This is a genomic window from Frigoribacterium sp. PvP032 (assembly GCF_017833035.1).
Taxonomy (GTDB): Bacteria; Actinomycetota; Actinomycetes; order Actinomycetales; family Microbacteriaceae; genus Frigoribacterium.
This window is the reverse complement of record NZ_JAFIBM010000001.1, coordinates 562,985-578,531: the sequence shown is the minus strand read 5'-3', so window position 1 is coordinate 578,531 and position 15,547 is coordinate 562,985. Positions and strand designations below refer to the sequence as shown.

Here is a 15,547-nt window from a genome sequence, read left to right as displayed (position 1 = left end):
CCCGTACGTCTCCGCCTGGGCTGGGGCCGGGCCCCCGACGACCCCGGTGACAACGGCTGCCGCCGCGGTGGCTGCCGCCAGGAAGGCCGCCAGAGTACGACGCCCCTTTCGGTGACCGGTACGTGGGGCCAGTGAGTCGACTGACATCTTCACTCCTTCGTGAATGCGCTTCTACATCGTTGCATTTAACGATGTAGAGCGGAGTCAACTCCATGGACAAGGCCCTGTCAACGCCGTAGCCGAACAGCGCAGGTCGCTGATGACCCTCCGTCAGCCGCCACGCTTCCGTGGTCGGCAGGACTGACTCAGGACGGCTGGACTACGAGAGAAGGCGGAGCCAGCACGTCACTGGCCTCGGGGTCGGTCGATCCGCGTACGGCGAGGGAGAATGCGGACTGCACCTGGCCTACTGGGTCGGTGTTCCCGGCCAGACGGTTCTCGAGGATCATCAGGGATCGCTCCGCGATCTCGGCGACACCTGGATCGACGGTCGTCAGCGTGGGCAAGGAGTAGCGCGACTCCTCGAGATTGTCGAAACCGGCGACTGCGACATCTCGCGGGACAACGAATCCGTTGTCCTGGAGCGTTCGCATCGCGCCGAGCGCGAGCATGTCGTTGAGGCCGAAGACCGCATCGACGGGGGCGCCACGGTCGAGGACCGTCTGCATCGTGATGGCGCCGTCGGAACGGTGCCACCGCTGGACGTATCCGATGAGACCTTCATCCACGGCGAGGCCGGCCGCCTGATGGGCGTCGCGATAGCCCTGCAGTCGCAGCCCCGCCGAGCCCACCACTTCTCCCTCGTGTGCACCGATGACAGCGATCCGTTGGCGGCCCTGCTCGAGAAGGTGGGCCGTGACTGCCCGTGCGGCGGCGATGTTGGGCATGGTGACGTGATCGATGGGCGCCTGGGCGACATGGTCACCGAGAAGGACGGTGGGCACTTGGCCTCCGAGCAGTTCGGCATCACCGTCGCTCAGCGCCAAGGCGTTCAGCAGCAGCCCGTCGTAGGTGGTCGCCGCCGAGCCGTGGAGGACATCGACTTCCCGCTGACGCTCCCCGGCGGTGAGTCGGATGACGACCGTCCAGCCTCGTCGATCAGCCGCTTCCATCACCGCATCAGCAAGTTCCGCGAAGTAGGCGTTCCGCAGCTCCGGGATGGCAAGACCGATCACGCCACTTCGACCAGAGCGCAGAGATCTGGCCGATTGATTCATCACATAGGAGAGACGCTCGGCGGCAACGAGGACCCGCTGACGCGTCTCAGGTCGCATGAACGGGTAGTCATTGAAGACATTCGAGACTGTCTTGATCGACACGCCCGCTTCTCGGGCGACGTCTTTCATCGTGACGGCCACGTTCTGTCCCTTTCGGACTAGGTGTTGACATCAGCCTACCGCTCCCCAGATACTCGCGAGTACATCGTTGAAGAAGACGATGTAAATCCGGCTCGACCTCCGATGTCGAACCTCATCTCTCGGGAGCCACAGATGACGACCACCGACACTCGCTCCTCAGCCAGCGAGAGCGTTCCCCCTCGCTCGCGAGCAGTGCTCGTCGTCGACGAAGCGGTAGCCATCGGCCCCGTAAATCGACGACTGTTCGGCAGCTTCGTCGAACACCTCGGCCGATGCGTGTACGACGGCATCTACGAACCGGGGCACCCCACAGCAGACGACAAAGGATTCCGAGCCGACGTCCTGGAACTAGTGCACGAACTCGGCGTGACCACCGTGCGGTACCCAGGTGGCAACTTCGTCAGTGGCTACCGATGGGAGGACGGAGTCGGCCCACGCGAGGATCGCCCTCGACGGCTCGACCTCGCCTGGCACTCCACCGAGACCAACCAGGTCGGCCTGCATGAATTCGCCGAGTGGCTCGAACGAACTGGTGCCGAACTCATGCTCGCAGTCAACCTCGGAACTCGCGGGACGCAAGAAGCACTCGATCTCGTCGAATACGCCAACGTGCGCAGTGGGACCGCACTGTCGCAGCAACGCATCGACAACGGCCGTGCCGAACCATTCGACGTTCGCATGTGGTGCCTCGGTAACGAGATGGACGGTCCTTGGCAGCTCGGACACCGCACAGCCCAGGAATACGGTGCCCTGGCCGTTCAGGTCGCGCGCGCCATCCGCCAGCTCGATCCACGCGTCGAACTCATCGTCTGCGGCTCGTCGAACGCCGAGATGCCGTCATTCGGCACGTGGGAGCGGACCGTCCTCGAGCACGCCTATGACGAAGTCGACTACATCTCCTGCCACGTCTACTACGAAGAGAAAGACGGCGACCTCGCCAGCTTCCTCGCCTCCGGCTCCGCTATGGATTCCTTCATCGAGGAGATCGTCGCCACCATCGACAGCGTCAAAGCAGCTCGCCGCTCTGATCGCCAGATCAACATCTCCTTCGACGAATGGAACGTCTGGTACAACACTCGCTTCGAGAACGAGGAACGGATCACCGACATCGACAACTGGCCAGAGGCGCCGCGTCTCCTCGAGGACAGCTACTCGGTAGCCGATGCCGTGGTGGTCGGAGGCCTCCTCATCTCGCTCCTCAAGCATGCAGATCGAGTCACCGCCGCCTCCTTGGCTCAGCTCGTGAACGTCATCGCCCCGATCATGACCGAGCCCGGCGGCCCGGCGTGGCGGCAGACGACCTTCTTCCCCTTCGCTGACGCTTCCCGACTCGCCCGCGGCACCGCTCTGCGACCGCGGCTGTCGAGCCCTGAACATTCGACAGCCGACCACGGAACAGTGGCATCGATCGACTCCGTCGCGGTCCTCAGCGAGGACGGCGACGCAATTCACGTCTTTGCCGTCAACAGGAACCCCGACTCGAGCATCGATCTCGAGATCGACCTTCGCGACCTCCACCCGGACACCGGCACGGCGCGGGCCCACCTTCTTCATGCGGACGATCCCTACGCCAAGAACACGCTGGAACGGCCGGAGCGAGTGACCCCGAAGGCCACCTCGCTGATCTTCGAGGACACGCGGGCCATCGTTGCCTTGCCGGCCGTGTCCTGGACCGTTGTCACCATTCCGCTGCTGCTCTAGCGCTGAGTGATCTTCTTCCGCCCTCGTGAACCGGTTGCGGTCACAAGGGCGGGACACGCCCCGTGCACAATCCGGGGCCATTGGGACGGGCAAACCGGAGAGCTAGCCGGGCCCGTCTGGGGCACCTGCCGTTCGGGACGCCAGGTGCCCCTTTTCCAGCGATAGATCCCGAACTAGGGGCCGGTCGATGACTGGCTGTCAGCAGAGTGGCTTCGTGGAAGGTCGTATCAGTGCCCCGGTCTTTGCTCTCGACCACCACCCCCGCGGCCCAACTGGGCTGCACGATCAGGGACGCCCGCGCTCAGCTGGGACTGCGACAACAGGACCTCGCCCGTGAGGTCGGAATCGGTATCGCCACCTTGCGGCGAATCGAATGCGGAGAACTCAGCGGCCCGAATGTGTTCGTCATTCTTAGCATCTTCGAGGCCCTGGAACTGCCGCTAGCGCGCCTGCACGGCGTCGACGTTGCCGGGCGGCGATAAGCACCAGCAACCCCGATCAAAGGAGTCAGCCCCCGAATGCGGCACCACCGCGAGGGACAGTGCACTATGCTGCACTACATGACGGGTCGCGACGGTGGTTTAGCGATCCGCCTCGGACAGCGCATCCAAGAGGCTCGCCTTGCTCGAGAATGGACGCTCGATCAGATGGCCGAGGCATCAAGCGTCAGCCGCCGGATGGTCGTCATGGTGGAGAAGGGCCAGACCAATCCAAGTGTGACGACCCTGCTGCGGCTGAGTGACGCCCTCGGCATCGGGCTGCCGACCCTGGTTGCCGAACGGAACGGTGTTCCCGCCTCCCACACTCGCGCAGGCAACGGAACGCCCCTCTGGACGAGCGAACGAGGTGGATCGGGTGTGCTCCTGGCAGGGACACCGTCCCCCGACGTCCTCGAGCTGTGGGCGTGGACCTTGCAACCGCTCGACATCCACGAGAGCCCCGCCCACACCCCTGGAACACGAGAGATCCTGCACGTGTCAGCCGGGGCGGTGACCCTCAGGACAGGTCTCGACACAATCGCATTGGCCGTGGGAGATACCTACGCCTTCGACGGTGACCAACGGCATTCGTATGCCAACACTTCCGACCACCAGGCGACCTTTACCCTCGCCGTGTTCGAGCCCGACGTCGGCACCAAGTCTGCACGAGAGGACCCTTCATGACCACCTTCGCCCTGCTCGATCAGGCCCGGATCGACGACACCGTCCTGGCGCTGCGGCCCGACTACCGGGTGTCCCTCCTCGCCGTGTCTGGTCTCACGCCCGGCGAGAGCGACCAGGCGACCGACGATCTCCTGGCCACCGCCGAGGAGAAGGCTCGTGCGATGCTCGCGGCCTCCCCCGTGGAGGAGCTGCCCCATGTCGCCGCGTGGCGCGACGCCTATCGCAGCTTCGGGGCGAAGCCCCAGCGCACCCGGAACAGCCTCGAGGCACTCCTCCGCCGCGCCGAGGGCGGCCTGCCGCGGGTGAACAGGCTGACCGACGTCTACAACGCCATCTCCGTCCTGCACCAGGTGCCCCTCGGCGGCGAGGACCTCGACCACTACGTCGGCGCGCCCCACCTGACCTGCGCCTCCGGCGACGAGGACTTCGACACGGCCGCCGGCGGCGCCGACGTGACCGAGCACCCCGACGCCGGCGAGGTCGTCTGGCGCGACGACGCCGGCGTCACCTGCCGGCGGTGGAACTGGCGCCAGGGCCGACGGACGCAGCTGCGCGACACCACGACGAGCGCCCTGTTCATCCTCGACGCCCTGGCACCCATGACCGACGAGCAGCTCCGGGCCGCGACGGACGACCTGGCGTCGCACCTGACTCGGCTCGGACCGGACGTGCTCATCGAGGCTCGCACGCTCGGCGGCCCAGCGACCGCCTGACCGGGCCGGCGCATGACCTGACAATCGGACGCGCAGTCATCCCCCGAAACTGATGGAGAGAACATGCCCCGCTCATCACTGTTCGCCCCTGGCGCCCCTGCCGCCATCGGCCCGTACGCACACGCCGCGGAACCGTCGGGCAATCGATCGTTGTTCCTGTCCGGGCAGACGCCCATCGATCCTCGTACGGGTCGACTCGTCGACGGTGACCTCGGCGCGCAGACACAGCAGGTGTTCGCGAACCTCGACGCAGTTCTCTCGTCCGCCGGAGGGTCCCTCGCCGATGTTGTCAAGCTCACGGTCTACCTGACGACCATGGACGACTTCGCCGAGATGAACGACATGTACGAGTCACTGCTGGAGGCCCCCTACCCCGCCCGCACCACGGTTGCAGTCGCGGGGTTGCCTCTTGGGGCACGAATCGAGATCGAGGCCGTCGCCTCGCTCTGATCGAAAAGCCCGCAGCCCTCAGCTAGGTGGCAGCCGGGCGGTTCCGTTCAGTCTCGGCAAGACCTTCGAAGTAGGCGTCCGCGAAACCAGTCCAGTGCTCCCAGAGGTCGAGGGTCGGGTCGCGGAGCCAGTTGAGTTGCATGCCATCCATGAACGACAGCAGTTCGACAGCGATGCTTTGAGGTGAACGGCTGTAGCCGGTGAGAAGCGGCTCGAGTTGCTCAGCGCCCCTGTGGAGCCGACGCTTGAAGTGCTCGTGCGCTGGATGTTCGGGGGCGATCGATTCGGCCGCGAGCATAGAGAAGAGACGAATGACTTCGGGCCGCTCGATGTTGTGCCGGACGAGCAGATCCAAGATGGCACGAGCGTCTGGGGCACCGCGATCTGAGATGTAGCGCGACGACAGAGCGGCAGATTCTCGCTCCTTGCGATCGAGCACGGCGATGAGCAAGTCCTCCCTTCCTGCGAAGTGGTGCAGCACGCCTGCGCGACTGATGCCGGCGCGCTCAGCGAGACCGGCGATCGAGAAGTTGCTGAAGCCTTCCTGGGCGATCATCGCCTCCGCTTCGTCGACGAGCTGCGCCCGGCGACCGTCTGCGGTCAGTCTGATCCTCGCCGTTTTCTGCATGTGCTCAGTCCATCGCATTCCTGGCCATGAGATGTCCATCTCTGCCGCATCCGCACTACCCACACTAGTGTAGGTAGCAGTACTAGAGGCCTAACCGCACTGGAGCGAGGAGACACGCAATGGGAACCAACGACACGGTGGCTCAATCCGTATCGACGTTGAGCCTGGAAGAGCGCGCGGCGCTCACCAGCGGAGCATCATTCTGGACGACCAAGACACCGGGTGCCATCCCAGGGGCGACGTTGGAGGACGGCCCTCACGGGGTCCGACACCAGACTGGGCACGCGGATCACCTTGGCATCTCGCCGAGCGAGCCGGCCACGTGCTTCCCGCCAGCAACGGCCTTGGCACAGACCTGGGACCCGGCTCTCATCGAGCGACTCGGCGCGGCACTCGCTGCCGAGGCTCGCCATTACGGGGTCGACGTGCTCCTCGGTCCTGGAGTGAACATCAAGCGCGACCCGCGGTGCGGTAGAAACTTCGAGTACTTCTCCGAAGACCCATACCTCAGCGGACGGCTGGCGACGTCCTGGGTCCGTGGCCTGCAGGGCGGCGGCGTCGGCGCTTCCTTGAAGCACTTTGCCGCCAACAACCAAGAGTCCGAACGCATGCGCGTGAGCGCCGATGTGGACGAGAGGCCGCTCAGAGAGATCTACTTGCGCTCGTTCGAACGTGTCGTCCGAGAAGCAGCCCCATGGACGGTCATGGCGTCGTACAACCGTCTGAACGGGGTGCCGACGACGCAGCATCGCTGGCTGCTCACTGACATCCTTCGGGATGAGTGGGGGTTCGAGGGCGCGGTGGTCAGTGACTGGGGCGCGGTCAGTGATCGTGCTGCGGCGATCGCGGCGGGCCTCGATCTTCAGATGCCTGGAGGCGATGGAGTCGCTGATGCAGAGGTAGCTGCAGCCGTGCGTGAAGGCCGACTGGATGAGCACGCAGTCACGCAGAGCGCGACGCGCGTCGCGGCCCTGGCGGAACAGGCGAGATCCTCGTCAGCAGAGCACCCCAGTACCGTGCCGCCCTTCGACGACCATCACGACCTCGCCCGGATGATCGCGGGTCGCGCCATCGTTCTCCTCCGCAACGACGGTGGCTTCCTGCCCCTTCCGACATCAGACGACCTTGCGGTCATCGGTGCATTCGCTCAGGAGCCACGAATTCAGGGAGGTGGCAGCTCGCGCGTCAACCCCACACGCGTCGATGTCGCCCTGAACGAGATCGGTGCGATCGCTAGTGGTTCCGTCAGTTACTCCGAGGGCTACCGCATGGATGCCACAGACGGGTCTGACCTGCGCGCTGAGGCCGTCGCCTCAGCCCGAGCTGCCGCCGCGGCAGTCGTGTTCGTGGGGCTCGGGAGTCACGAGGAGATCGAGGGAACGGACAGGCAGCACCTACGCCTTCCAGAAGCACAACTCGAGCTGGTGCAGGCGGTTCGGGAGGCACAGCCCCGTACGGTCGTCGTCCTCGTTCACGGTGGTGTCGTCGAACTGAACGAGCTTCGCGGCGTCCCGGCGCTCGTCGACGCGAGCATCTTGGGCCAGGCCGGCGGTGGCGCGACCGCCGATGTCTTGTTCGGCCGTGTCAACCCATCGGGCCGCCTCGCGGAGACGATCCCGCAGCGACTCGAGGACGCCCCGTCGTTCCTCAACTTTCCCGGTGACGGGCTTCGAGTCCGATACGGCGAGGGCATCTTCGTCGGATATCGCGGCTATGACCGCATGCGCCGAGAGGTCGAGTTCCCCTTCGGCCATGGGCTCTCCTTCACCACCTTCACCTACGGCGATCTGGACATCCAGGCCCACGGTGACACCGTCATTGCCAGATTGTCCATCACCAACAGCGGGTCGCGCGACGGTCGCGAGATCGTCCAGCTCTACTCCTCCAAGGACGACGGGGCGTCTCGGGCACCCGTCGAACTTCGTGGGTTCGCGGCTGTCAGCATCGCCGCGGGAGCAACGCAAGACGTCGAGATCGCGTTCGATCTGTCCGACCTCCGGATCTGGGACGTGAGGTCAGATGCTTGGCTGCTCGAGAGCGGCAGGTACACGTTCCACGCGGCCGCGTCCAGCCGCGACCTCCGCAGCGCCGCCCATGTCGACATCGAGGGGCATGAGATCCGGCCGGCTTACACGGGCAACTCCACCGTTGCGGAACTGCTCGCCGTGCCCGCCTGCGCGGCGTTCCTGAACGAGATCATGCGCGAGAACGGTGCTGGCCGAGCGAGCGTCGCCTCTCAGGAACTCGGCATCGACGCGAACACGTCGGCGCTCCGAATCCCGGTCAACCGCATCCGTTCGTTGAGCGGAGGCCGAGGAATGACTCCTGACCAGTTGGACGACCTCCTGGCTCTGGCGAACGGAGAGACACGATGAGTGTCACGCGGGCAGGATCGTCCACCTTTCGCATCCACGCAGGAAGCGTCATCGTCGTCACGGGTGCGGCCAGCGGCATCGGCTTGGGCCTAGCTCGAGCTGCGGCTGCATGCGGCGCGAAGCTCGTCTTAGCTGACGTCCGGGACGCCGCACTCGAGGCAGCCACCGTGAGTCTGCGAGCAGAAGGTGCAGACGCCCTCGCCGTCGTCACCGACGTGGGAGACTCGCGCTCTGTAGAAGCCTTGGCAGATGCGGCCTTCGATCGTTTCGGCCGAGTCGACTTGCTCTGCAACAACGCCGGTCTCGTCTCACCGGCCGTGCCTCTTTGGGAGCAGGACATCGGCACCTGGGACCGCATGGTGAGAGTCAAGCTCATGGGGACAGTCAACGGCGTTCGATCCTTCGTACCCCGCATGCTGGAGCAGTCGCAGGGACACGTGTTGAACACGGCATCCTCGGGTGGCCTGGCCCCGCTGCCGATGCGAACTCCCTACACAACGACTATGCACGCCGTCGTCGGCCTGACCGAGACCCTGGACGCCGAGCTGCGGGCCACCAAGCAGGGGTTCGGCGCAACCGTGCTCTGCCCTGGACTCATCGACACGGATCTCGGTCGCAACTCGGCAGAACTGGGGGCCGTGGACGCACCCACGGGAACGATCAGTGACCTCGGCTTGTCCGCCCTCACTCCCGACGAAGTGGCCCGGTCCGCCCTCGCCGCGATCGAGGCGGGATTGGTCCACGTCGCTCCTGGCGCCGGCGTCCTCGACCGTGCTCTAGCCCGAGTTCAGGCTCTGCTCAGCGACCTCGAGGCCCCCGCGGGGAGGATTGCATGACCACTGCAGTCGTCGAAACAGAACGCACACCTGTTCTGCGCACTCTCATTGGGCTCCTGATGGCGCTCCTCGTCGCCCTCCTGGCCAGCTCGATCGTCTCGACCTCGTTGCCGAGCATCGTGCGAGATGTCGGAGGGTCGCAGGCGACGTTCACCTGGGCCGTCACTGGCACGTTGCTCGCCATCACGGTGAGCACTCCCCTCTGGGGCAAACTGTCGGACCTCCTCAACCGGAAGATCCTCATCCAGGTGGCATTGACGATCTTCATCGTCGGAGCCTGCCTCGTCGGTGCCGCCCCTGCCGAAGGCGTCCTGATCTCAGGGAGAGTCCTCCAAGGGATCGGCGCGGGCGGCCTCATGGCCCTCGTCCAGATCGTCATGGCCGATATCATCAGCCCCCGCGAACGCGGAAAATACATGGGCCTGTTCGGCGCCGTCATGACCCTGGGCACAGCCGGTGGACCACTCGTCGGCGGGTTGGTGACAGACGCCGTCGGGTGGCGGTGGAACTTCTACGGGTCCGTGCCGATCGCGCTTGCAGCCCTCGTGATCATCCAGCTGACCCTCCACCTGCCCACCACGACCAGGAAGGCACGGATCGACGTCGCCGGAGCCGTGGTCATCTCGGGAGCGGTGTCGCTGCTCCTCATCTGGATCACGCTCGCCGGTGAGAGCTTCCCGTGGTTGTCCGTGCCGTCGCTTCTCCTTGCTGGTGGCACACTCGTCCTCATCGCGGCCGCCATCTTCGTCGAGCGGAGGGCTGCGGAACCGATCATCCCTCCGGCGCTGTTCCAGAACCGAACCTTCGTCCTGACCGTCGTGGCGAGCCTCTCCGTCGGGGTAGCGGTGTACGGGACATCGGTCTTCGTCAGTCAGTACCTCCAGCTGTCGAGGTCGGCCTCACCCACCGAGGCCGGCTTGCTCGTGCTGCCGCAGCTCATCGCCGTCGTGATCTCTTCGACCGTCATCGGGGCCCTCGTCAGCCGCTCCGGCAGGTGGAAACCCTGGATGATCACGGGTTCTGCCCTCTTGGCCATCGGCCTGGGAGGGCTGGCGACCATCGATGCGACGACCGCGATGCCGCTGCTCTGGCTCTACCAGGCGGCCGTGGGGCTCGGGATCGGCATCGTCATGCAGAACCTCGTCCTCGTCGCCGAGAACGCCGCTGATGTCTCCCACATGGGCGTGACCAGTGCGGGTGTCGCCTTCTTCAGGACGCTCGGGGGAACCATCGGCGTCACGGTCCTGGGCGCGCTCCTGAGCGCGCGCAGCAGCGCAGTCTTCGAAGAGTCGTCGGCGGCACTTCGCGGAGCGGGCGTAGCCACACCTGACGTAGACCTGGCCGCGCTGCCAGACCCTGCGACGCTTCCGGACGCAGTGCGTACCGCTGTCGAGGCCGCCTACGCCTCCGGAGCAGCCAGCGTCTTCCTGGCATCGGTTCCGTTGGCGCTGCTCAGCCTCCTGGCGATCATCGCTCTGCCGAACCTGCCTCTCAACACCAAGACGAGGGCGCAACGAATCGCGGAGCGTGAGGCGAGCACGGCCGTGGACGCGGCAGGGGGTGACGGCACCACCTTGGATGAAGAGCGTCCCTAGAACTGACGAAGAAGGCCCCCGGCTGCTGCCGGGGGCCTTCTTCTTGCCCCCTTACGGCTGTCGGGAATGAACGAGGCCCCCGGCTACTGCCGGGAGCCCTTCTCCTGCCCTCTCACGGCTGTCGGGAACGAGCGAAGCCCCCGGCGTCAGCCGGGGGCTTCGTGGTCACTCAGACTGGTCGACCTGCGATCGTCACCTCAGGTCTCAGATGGTGAGTCCGTGCCCGTGGGGGTAAAGCGGGTTCGCGGTGTCGAAGGGCACGTCCGGGCGGCTGACGAGGATCGCTTCCTGGGACGAGGGGATGTCGAAGGGCAGACGTCCGAGGGGTGCTGCTTCACCGAAGAGCACACGGACGAGGGCTTCGTCGCTGGCTCCGAAGTCGACCATGAGCGTGGCGACGGCGGGCAGGAGGTCCCCCAGCAGCGCCGGGCGGTCGAGGTACACGTCGGCGAGCGTGGGCACCTTGGCAGCGATGGCCTTGATGCGTGCTACCTCTGAGTCGGGGAAAGCGAGCGAGCCAGCGTGGAAGTACGACTCCAGCGTTCCGGGTTCCCCTCTCTGCTCCCACGGTGCAGCCAGGCGCAGGATGGCAAGGTCGGCCTCCTCCGGAGTCGTGACCACCGTGGCGTACCGAGACAGCAGGTCGCTGTCCAGGCCCTCGGCATAGACCCGGGTGCCCCGCGCCACAGGGAGAGGAGCGGACTCCCCGATCTCAAGCAGCGTGACGGCAGCTGCCTGCGCAGCGATTCCCGCCTCTCGGTCTTCGGCGCGTCCGGTTCCTGCGTCCGCCGCCTCCTCGTCGACGAAAGGTCGATCGAACAGCCCGAGGCGGAACTTCTCGGCTAGCAGACGCCGGACGGACGCGTCGATGCGAGCATCCGCAAGAGCACCGGATGTGATGAGCCGCTCGAGCCTGTCAACGTCGTATTCACCTCCGAACTGGTCGATCCCTGCCTCGACGGCTTTGACGACCCGTTCGTCCTCAGTGAGGTGTTCAACTCCCCAGTAGTTCCGGGTGATGATGCTCCAGTCGGCACAGATGATGCCCTCGAAGCCCAGTTCCTCCCGGAGCAGCCCTGTGAGGATCTGGCGGTTGAAGCCGAAGCCGACCTCCTCGTACTTCGTTCCGACAGGCATGCCGTAGTACGGCATCATCTGGGTGGCTCCGGCAGCGATCGCCGCGATGAAGGGCTGGAGGTGGAGGTCGAACTTCCCGCCCGGGTACACCTGCTCCCTGCCGTAGGAGAAGTGCGGATCCTCACCGTCCTTCTGGGCGCCGCCCCCGGGGAAGTGCTTGATCATGCCCGCAACGGACGTCTCGCTGAGTTCTTCTCCCTGGAGCCCCTGAAGGAAGGCGACTCCGAGGCGTGTGACGATGTCGACGTCCTCACCGTACGTGCCTGTTGCCCGAGCCCAGCGAGGGTCGGTGGCGAGATCGATCTGTGGGTGCAGAGCTACCCGGATGCCGACGGCGAGATACTCCCTGCGAACCGTTTCTCCGAACTGACGGATGAGGTCGGGATCATCGAGGGCCCCGAACCCGAGGGCTTCAGGCCACTTGCTGAAAGCGTCAGTGGACAGCGACGTGCCGGGGTTGAAGCCGAAGGCATGCCGAGGGTCGGTGGAGAAGGTCACGGGGATGCCGAGTCGCGTCTTCTGAGCTTCGGCTTGGGCCTCGTTGTGCCAGGCCGCCATCTTCCGTGCGGGTCCGGACTGCAGGGTGTTGAAGTGGTTGATGCCGTCGCGAATGTGCTGCTGGGTCGAGGCGGACCCGAAGATGCCTGGCGCTTCGAACGCCGCGTGCCCGCCCCGAGGGTGGAACATCAGCCCAGCCTTCTCGCGAGGCGTCATGCGGCGAAGAAGATCGTCTACCCGCTGCTCTACGGAGAGGGAAGAGTCGCGGTAAGGGGCTTCTGAGGAGGACGTCATGAGGTTGCTGACTGCTTTCTGCTTGTCGAACGGGGAGCGGTGGGGCTGGGCTGGAGGACCAAGTCGGTCTTGGTCTCTCATCTCACTTTCTTGAGCCGCCCGAAGCAGACCGATGCGATGAGGAGGCATCCCCCGCCGAAAAGGAAGATCGGGCCGAAGGTGCCGGTGATCGCGATGACAGCTGATGTGGCGGCTGGTGCGATGGCTTGCCCGCCTGTAGCGGCGATGTTGAGGAAGCCGAGGTCCTTCGCGGACGTTCCGGTCTCGGGCAGGACCTCGGTACTGACGACCTGTTCCACCGAGTTGTAGACGCCACCGCCGAGTCCGTTGCATGCGGCCCACACGAACATCGCCCAGGGAGTCGGAACGAAGAAGAGGAAGAGGACTCCGCCGGCCATGAGGACGGAGGCTCCGATGATGAAGACCTTCCTGCGCTTGGCCAGGTCCGAGATGGGCCCTGCGGCGGTGCCGATGACGACGGCACTGATCAGCGACACGACTCCGAGCAGGGAGAGGATCGTGGCGGTCTCTTCTTGGCTCGCACCCAGGTAGTCCTGAACGATGAACAGTTGGTAGCCGCTGACCACATAAGTTCCGACGATGTTGAGGACACGTCCGGTGAAGACGAGGTAGTAGTCCTTCGCATCGCGTGTCGGAGGCGAGAACGACTGCGCAAGCATTCGAGGCGAGATGCGCTCCCGCTCGACGTCACGATTGTCGTTGTCGATGGCCAGGAGCGCGACGACGGGGCCGGCCGCGAGGAACGCGACCGAGAATACGATCATCCCCGTCGTGATGTCCTGCAGGAAGAACGGTGCGACGATCTGCGCCGTCGAGATGCCGATGATCTGCCCGAGGCCGTACAGCGCCGAGAAGGTACCTCGCCGCTTCACGGGTACGCGGTCGGGAAGGAGCGCGATGAGGGAGGCGATCATCGCGTTCAGGAACAGCTGGAAGAAGCACCACCCGAGGATGATCAGCGGGATCGTCTCGGCCGACGAGACGAACAGGAGGGAAGCTCCGGCGCCGATCGAACCGACGAGGATCCAGGGCGAGCGTCGACCGAAGCGTGTGCGGGTGAGATCGGACAGCGCACCGAAGATGACGTTCGCGACGGTCGCGACGATCACTCCGGAGGCTGCGATGAGCCCGACGATCGCGATCTTGTCATCCGGCGCGATGGCTTGGACGCGAGCTGGCATGAGGATGCCGTTGAAGGCCATGAACGGCCCGAGCGCGAGGAGGGACCCGATCACCAGAGCGAGAGCGGCCCGGACGGGCCGCCAGCTCGTGGGCGTGGTCAGCGAGGAGGTGGTGAGCTGCGGTTCGTTCGACATTGAACAGCCTTCGATCAAGAAGTGGTGGACTACCTACGCTAGTGCAGGTAGCGAGACCATAACCGCAGCGGCACCCAGATGACAAGCCCGGCCAGCGGAGTGCGCCCATGGCACCACTCGCTCGTCAGTGCCCTCATGGTCGGCGGGGCGGGACCGGCGGGGCCCCTAGAGTCGAGTGACCCACACGTCCCACCTCGACGGGAGCGACATGGCACTCCGCATCACCGCGTCCACCACGAAGGTCGGCATCGTCCTGGTGGCGGCCATCCTGGGCCTCGCCCTCGGGTTCCTCGCCGTGCTCCTGCTCGGCCCCACGGCCGGTGCCCTGATGCTCCTGGCCCTGACCGTCGCCACGGTCGTCTTCTGCGGGCGGACCTTCCGGGCGGACGGCGAGCCGACCGCGCATCCTCGTCCGGCGTGGCGCCTCACCGGCGGGGTGACCTCCAGCGTCGTCATGGCCGTGTTCTTCACGATCCAGGGGCTGACCACCGTCCTGGCCCTGTCCGCAGGCGACGGCGGCGCCTCCGACACGGTCCTCTCCGCCGTGGTCTACGCAGCCCTCGCCGCTGCGTACGTCCTGTCGGCCGTCAAGCAGCGGGCAGGCCGGCAGCGGGCAGGCCGGCAGCGCGAGCAGAGCCCCCGCCTGGGCTGAGGCGCCGCTCATCGGACGACGAGGCGAACCGGCCCGGCGTCGTCCCGAGCACCCGCCGGAAGTGCCGCGTCAGGTGCGCCTGGTCGTGGAAGCCGACGGCGGTCGCGACGTCGGCCGGGCGGGCCCCGCCGACGAGCAGCCCCCGGGCGAGGTCGACGCGACGGCTCGTGAGGTAGCGGTGCGGCGGCAGGCCGTACGTCGCCGAGAACGACCGCGACAGGTGGGCGGGGTGCGCGCCGAGCACCCGGCCTGCCTCGGCGAGCGTCATGCCTCCGGCGACGTCGCTCTCGAGCAGGTCTCGCAGCCGACGAGCCAAGGAGGCGTCGCGCACGGGAGCAGGCCCGTCCGACCCAGCCCGCACCTCCTCGGCCAGTGCGACGAGCGCCGCCTCGGCGGCGAGCTCCTCCCCCGGCGTGGCCAGTGCGCGGTGAGCCCGGCGGGTCGCGGCAAGGAGGTCGGCGCGTGCCGGCCGGTCGACCGCGGCACCGGCCAGCGACTCGGACGCCCAGGACGCGTCGAGGTAGGCGACGCGCTTGCGGAAGCCCGTCGCGCCCGGGGCGGCCCGACCGTCGTGGGCGACGCCCGGCGGCAGCAGGGTCGCCGAGGTCGCGTCGGCGATCCGGCGTCGGCCGCCGAGGTCGTAGACGACCGCTCCCTCGTCGACGAGCATGAGGGCCCAGTCGGCGTGGGCGTGCGCCGGGTAGGCGTGGTTGGTCATGCGGGCGTGCAGCACCTCGCGTACCCCTGGCACCGCGGGGTGCCAGGCACGCAGCGAGGTCGCGTCCGTCATGCGAGGAACGTACAAGACGC

14 protein-coding genes are annotated in these 15,547 nt (G+C 66.2%); 9 read left to right on the top strand and 5 right to left on the bottom strand.

The features are described 5' to 3' along the window. Positions 1 to 305: 305 nt before the first annotated feature. A complete protein-coding gene (locus tag JOE35_RS02670; protein WP_209559740.1) occupies positions 306 to 1,358 on the bottom strand; it encodes a LacI family DNA-binding transcriptional regulator in 1,053 nt (350 codons plus the stop codon). A gap of 132 nt (positions 1,359 to 1,490) precedes the next feature. Here JOE35_RS02670 and JOE35_RS02665 point away from each other — a divergent pair, with 132 nt between their 5' ends. The 5 genes from JOE35_RS02665 (at position 1,491) to JOE35_RS02645 (ending at position 5,385) form a co-directional block, all read left to right on the top strand. Then, the gene (locus JOE35_RS02665; RefSeq protein ID WP_209559728.1) at positions 1,491 to 3,059 is read left to right on the top strand and encodes an alpha-N-arabinofuranosidase; all 1,569 of its coding nucleotides are present in this window, start codon (positions 1,491 to 1,493) and stop codon (positions 3,057 to 3,059) included. Between the two features lie 206 nt (positions 3,060 to 3,265). After that, positions 3,266 to 3,541, top strand: coding sequence for a helix-turn-helix domain-containing protein (locus JOE35_RS16180; RefSeq protein ID WP_374099691.1), 276 nt, complete (start codon positions 3,266 to 3,268; stop codon positions 3,539 to 3,541). Positions 3,542 to 3,619: 78 nt separating this feature from the next. Next, entirely contained in the window at positions 3,620 to 4,222 is a 603-nt protein-coding gene (locus JOE35_RS02655; protein ID WP_209559725.1) for a helix-turn-helix domain-containing protein, read from the top strand. Continuing rightward, positions 4,219 to 4,935, top strand: a complete 717-nt coding sequence (locus tag JOE35_RS02650; RefSeq protein WP_209559724.1) for a B3/4 domain-containing protein — start codon at positions 4,219 to 4,221, stop codon at positions 4,933 to 4,935. Before JOE35_RS02655 ends, JOE35_RS02650 begins: the two co-directional genes overlap by 4 nt. A 63-nt stretch (positions 4,936 to 4,998) precedes the next feature. After that, positions 4,999 to 5,385: a Rid family detoxifying hydrolase gene (locus tag JOE35_RS02645; protein WP_209559723.1), complete on the top strand. Its 387-nt coding sequence runs from the start codon at positions 4,999 to 5,001 to the stop codon at positions 5,383 to 5,385. 22 nt (positions 5,386 to 5,407) lie between these two features. Here the strand turns inward: JOE35_RS02645 and JOE35_RS02640 are convergent, their stop codons facing one another. After that, positions 5,408 to 6,013, bottom strand: coding sequence for a TetR/AcrR family transcriptional regulator (locus tag JOE35_RS02640; protein WP_209559722.1), 606 nt, complete (start codon positions 6,011 to 6,013; stop codon positions 5,408 to 5,410). A 119-nt stretch (positions 6,014 to 6,132) separates the two neighbouring features. Here JOE35_RS02640 and JOE35_RS02635 point away from each other — a divergent pair, with 119 nt between their 5' ends. From JOE35_RS02635 to JOE35_RS02625, 3 genes are read left to right on the top strand one after another with little or no spacing between them, the layout of a single operon-like run. Further along, positions 6,133 to 8,388 (top strand): glycoside hydrolase family 3 protein, encoded by a 2,256-nt coding sequence (locus JOE35_RS02635; RefSeq protein ID WP_209559720.1) that lies wholly within the window; start codon positions 6,133 to 6,135, stop codon positions 8,386 to 8,388. Then, the gene (locus JOE35_RS02630) at positions 8,385 to 9,224 is read left to right on the top strand and encodes an SDR family NAD(P)-dependent oxidoreductase (protein ID WP_209559719.1); all 840 of its coding nucleotides are present in this window, start codon (positions 8,385 to 8,387) and stop codon (positions 9,222 to 9,224) included. Before JOE35_RS02635 ends, JOE35_RS02630 begins: the two co-directional genes overlap by 4 nt. Beyond that, complete coding sequence (locus JOE35_RS02625) at positions 9,221 to 10,819, top strand: MFS transporter (RefSeq protein WP_209559715.1); 1,599 nt, start codon at positions 9,221 to 9,223, stop codon at positions 10,817 to 10,819. The genes JOE35_RS02630 and JOE35_RS02625 overlap by 4 nt, the downstream gene beginning before the upstream one ends. A gap of 204 nt (positions 10,820 to 11,023) precedes the next feature. Here the strand turns inward: JOE35_RS02625 and JOE35_RS02620 are convergent, their stop codons facing one another. Both JOE35_RS02620 and JOE35_RS02615 read right to left on the bottom strand, forming a co-directional pair. After that, positions 11,024 to 12,829, bottom strand: a complete 1,806-nt coding sequence (locus JOE35_RS02620; protein WP_245186028.1) for a glycoside hydrolase family 3 protein — start codon at positions 12,827 to 12,829, stop codon at positions 11,024 to 11,026. Further along, entirely contained in the window at positions 12,826 to 14,103 is a 1,278-nt protein-coding gene (locus JOE35_RS02615; protein WP_209559714.1) for an MFS transporter, read from the bottom strand. Before JOE35_RS02615 ends, JOE35_RS02620 begins: the two co-directional genes overlap by 4 nt. A gap of 157 nt (positions 14,104 to 14,260) precedes the next feature. Here JOE35_RS02615 and JOE35_RS02610 point away from each other — a divergent pair, with 157 nt between their 5' ends. Beyond that, positions 14,261 to 14,737, top strand: coding sequence for a hypothetical protein (locus JOE35_RS02610; protein ID WP_209559712.1), 477 nt, complete (start codon positions 14,261 to 14,263; stop codon positions 14,735 to 14,737). Here JOE35_RS02610 and JOE35_RS02605 read toward each other — a convergent pair. Further along, positions 14,673 to 15,527: an AraC family transcriptional regulator gene (locus JOE35_RS02605; protein WP_209559710.1), complete on the bottom strand. Its 855-nt coding sequence runs from the start codon at positions 15,525 to 15,527 to the stop codon at positions 14,673 to 14,675. The two genes, JOE35_RS02610 and JOE35_RS02605, sit on opposite strands and share 65 nt — an antisense overlap. Between the last annotated feature and the right edge of the window lie 20 nt (positions 15,528 to 15,547).

What these genes read in the sequence shown, in the direction of transcription:
- JOE35_RS02640 (WP_209559722.1), bottom strand. Translation starts at nt 6,013, where the DNA reads ATGCAGAAAACGGCGAGGATCAGACTGACCGCAGACGGTCGCCGGGCG.
- JOE35_RS02650 (WP_209559724.1), top strand. Translation starts at nt 4,219, where the DNA reads ATGACCACCTTCGCCCTGCTCGATCAGGCCCGGATCGACGACACCGTC.
- JOE35_RS02605 (WP_209559710.1), bottom strand. Translation starts at nt 15,527, where the DNA reads ATGACGGACGCGACCTCGCTGCGTGCCTGGCACCCCGCGGTGCCAGGG.
- JOE35_RS02635 (WP_209559720.1), top strand. Translation starts at nt 6,133, where the DNA reads ATGGGAACCAACGACACGGTGGCTCAATCCGTATCGACGTTGAGCCTG.
- JOE35_RS02665 (WP_209559728.1), top strand. Translation starts at nt 1,491, where the DNA reads ATGACGACCACCGACACTCGCTCCTCAGCCAGCGAGAGCGTTCCCCCT.
- JOE35_RS02620 (WP_245186028.1), bottom strand. Translation starts at nt 12,829, where the DNA reads ATGAGAGACCAAGACCGACTTGGTCCTCCAGCCCAGCCCCACCGCTCC.
- JOE35_RS02655 (WP_209559725.1), top strand. Translation starts at nt 3,620, where the DNA reads ATGACGGGTCGCGACGGTGGTTTAGCGATCCGCCTCGGACAGCGCATC.
- JOE35_RS02645 (WP_209559723.1), top strand. Translation starts at nt 4,999, where the DNA reads ATGCCCCGCTCATCACTGTTCGCCCCTGGCGCCCCTGCCGCCATCGGC.
- JOE35_RS02630 (WP_209559719.1), top strand. Translation starts at nt 8,385, where the DNA reads ATGAGTGTCACGCGGGCAGGATCGTCCACCTTTCGCATCCACGCAGGA.
- JOE35_RS02625 (WP_209559715.1), top strand. Translation starts at nt 9,221, where the DNA reads ATGACCACTGCAGTCGTCGAAACAGAACGCACACCTGTTCTGCGCACT.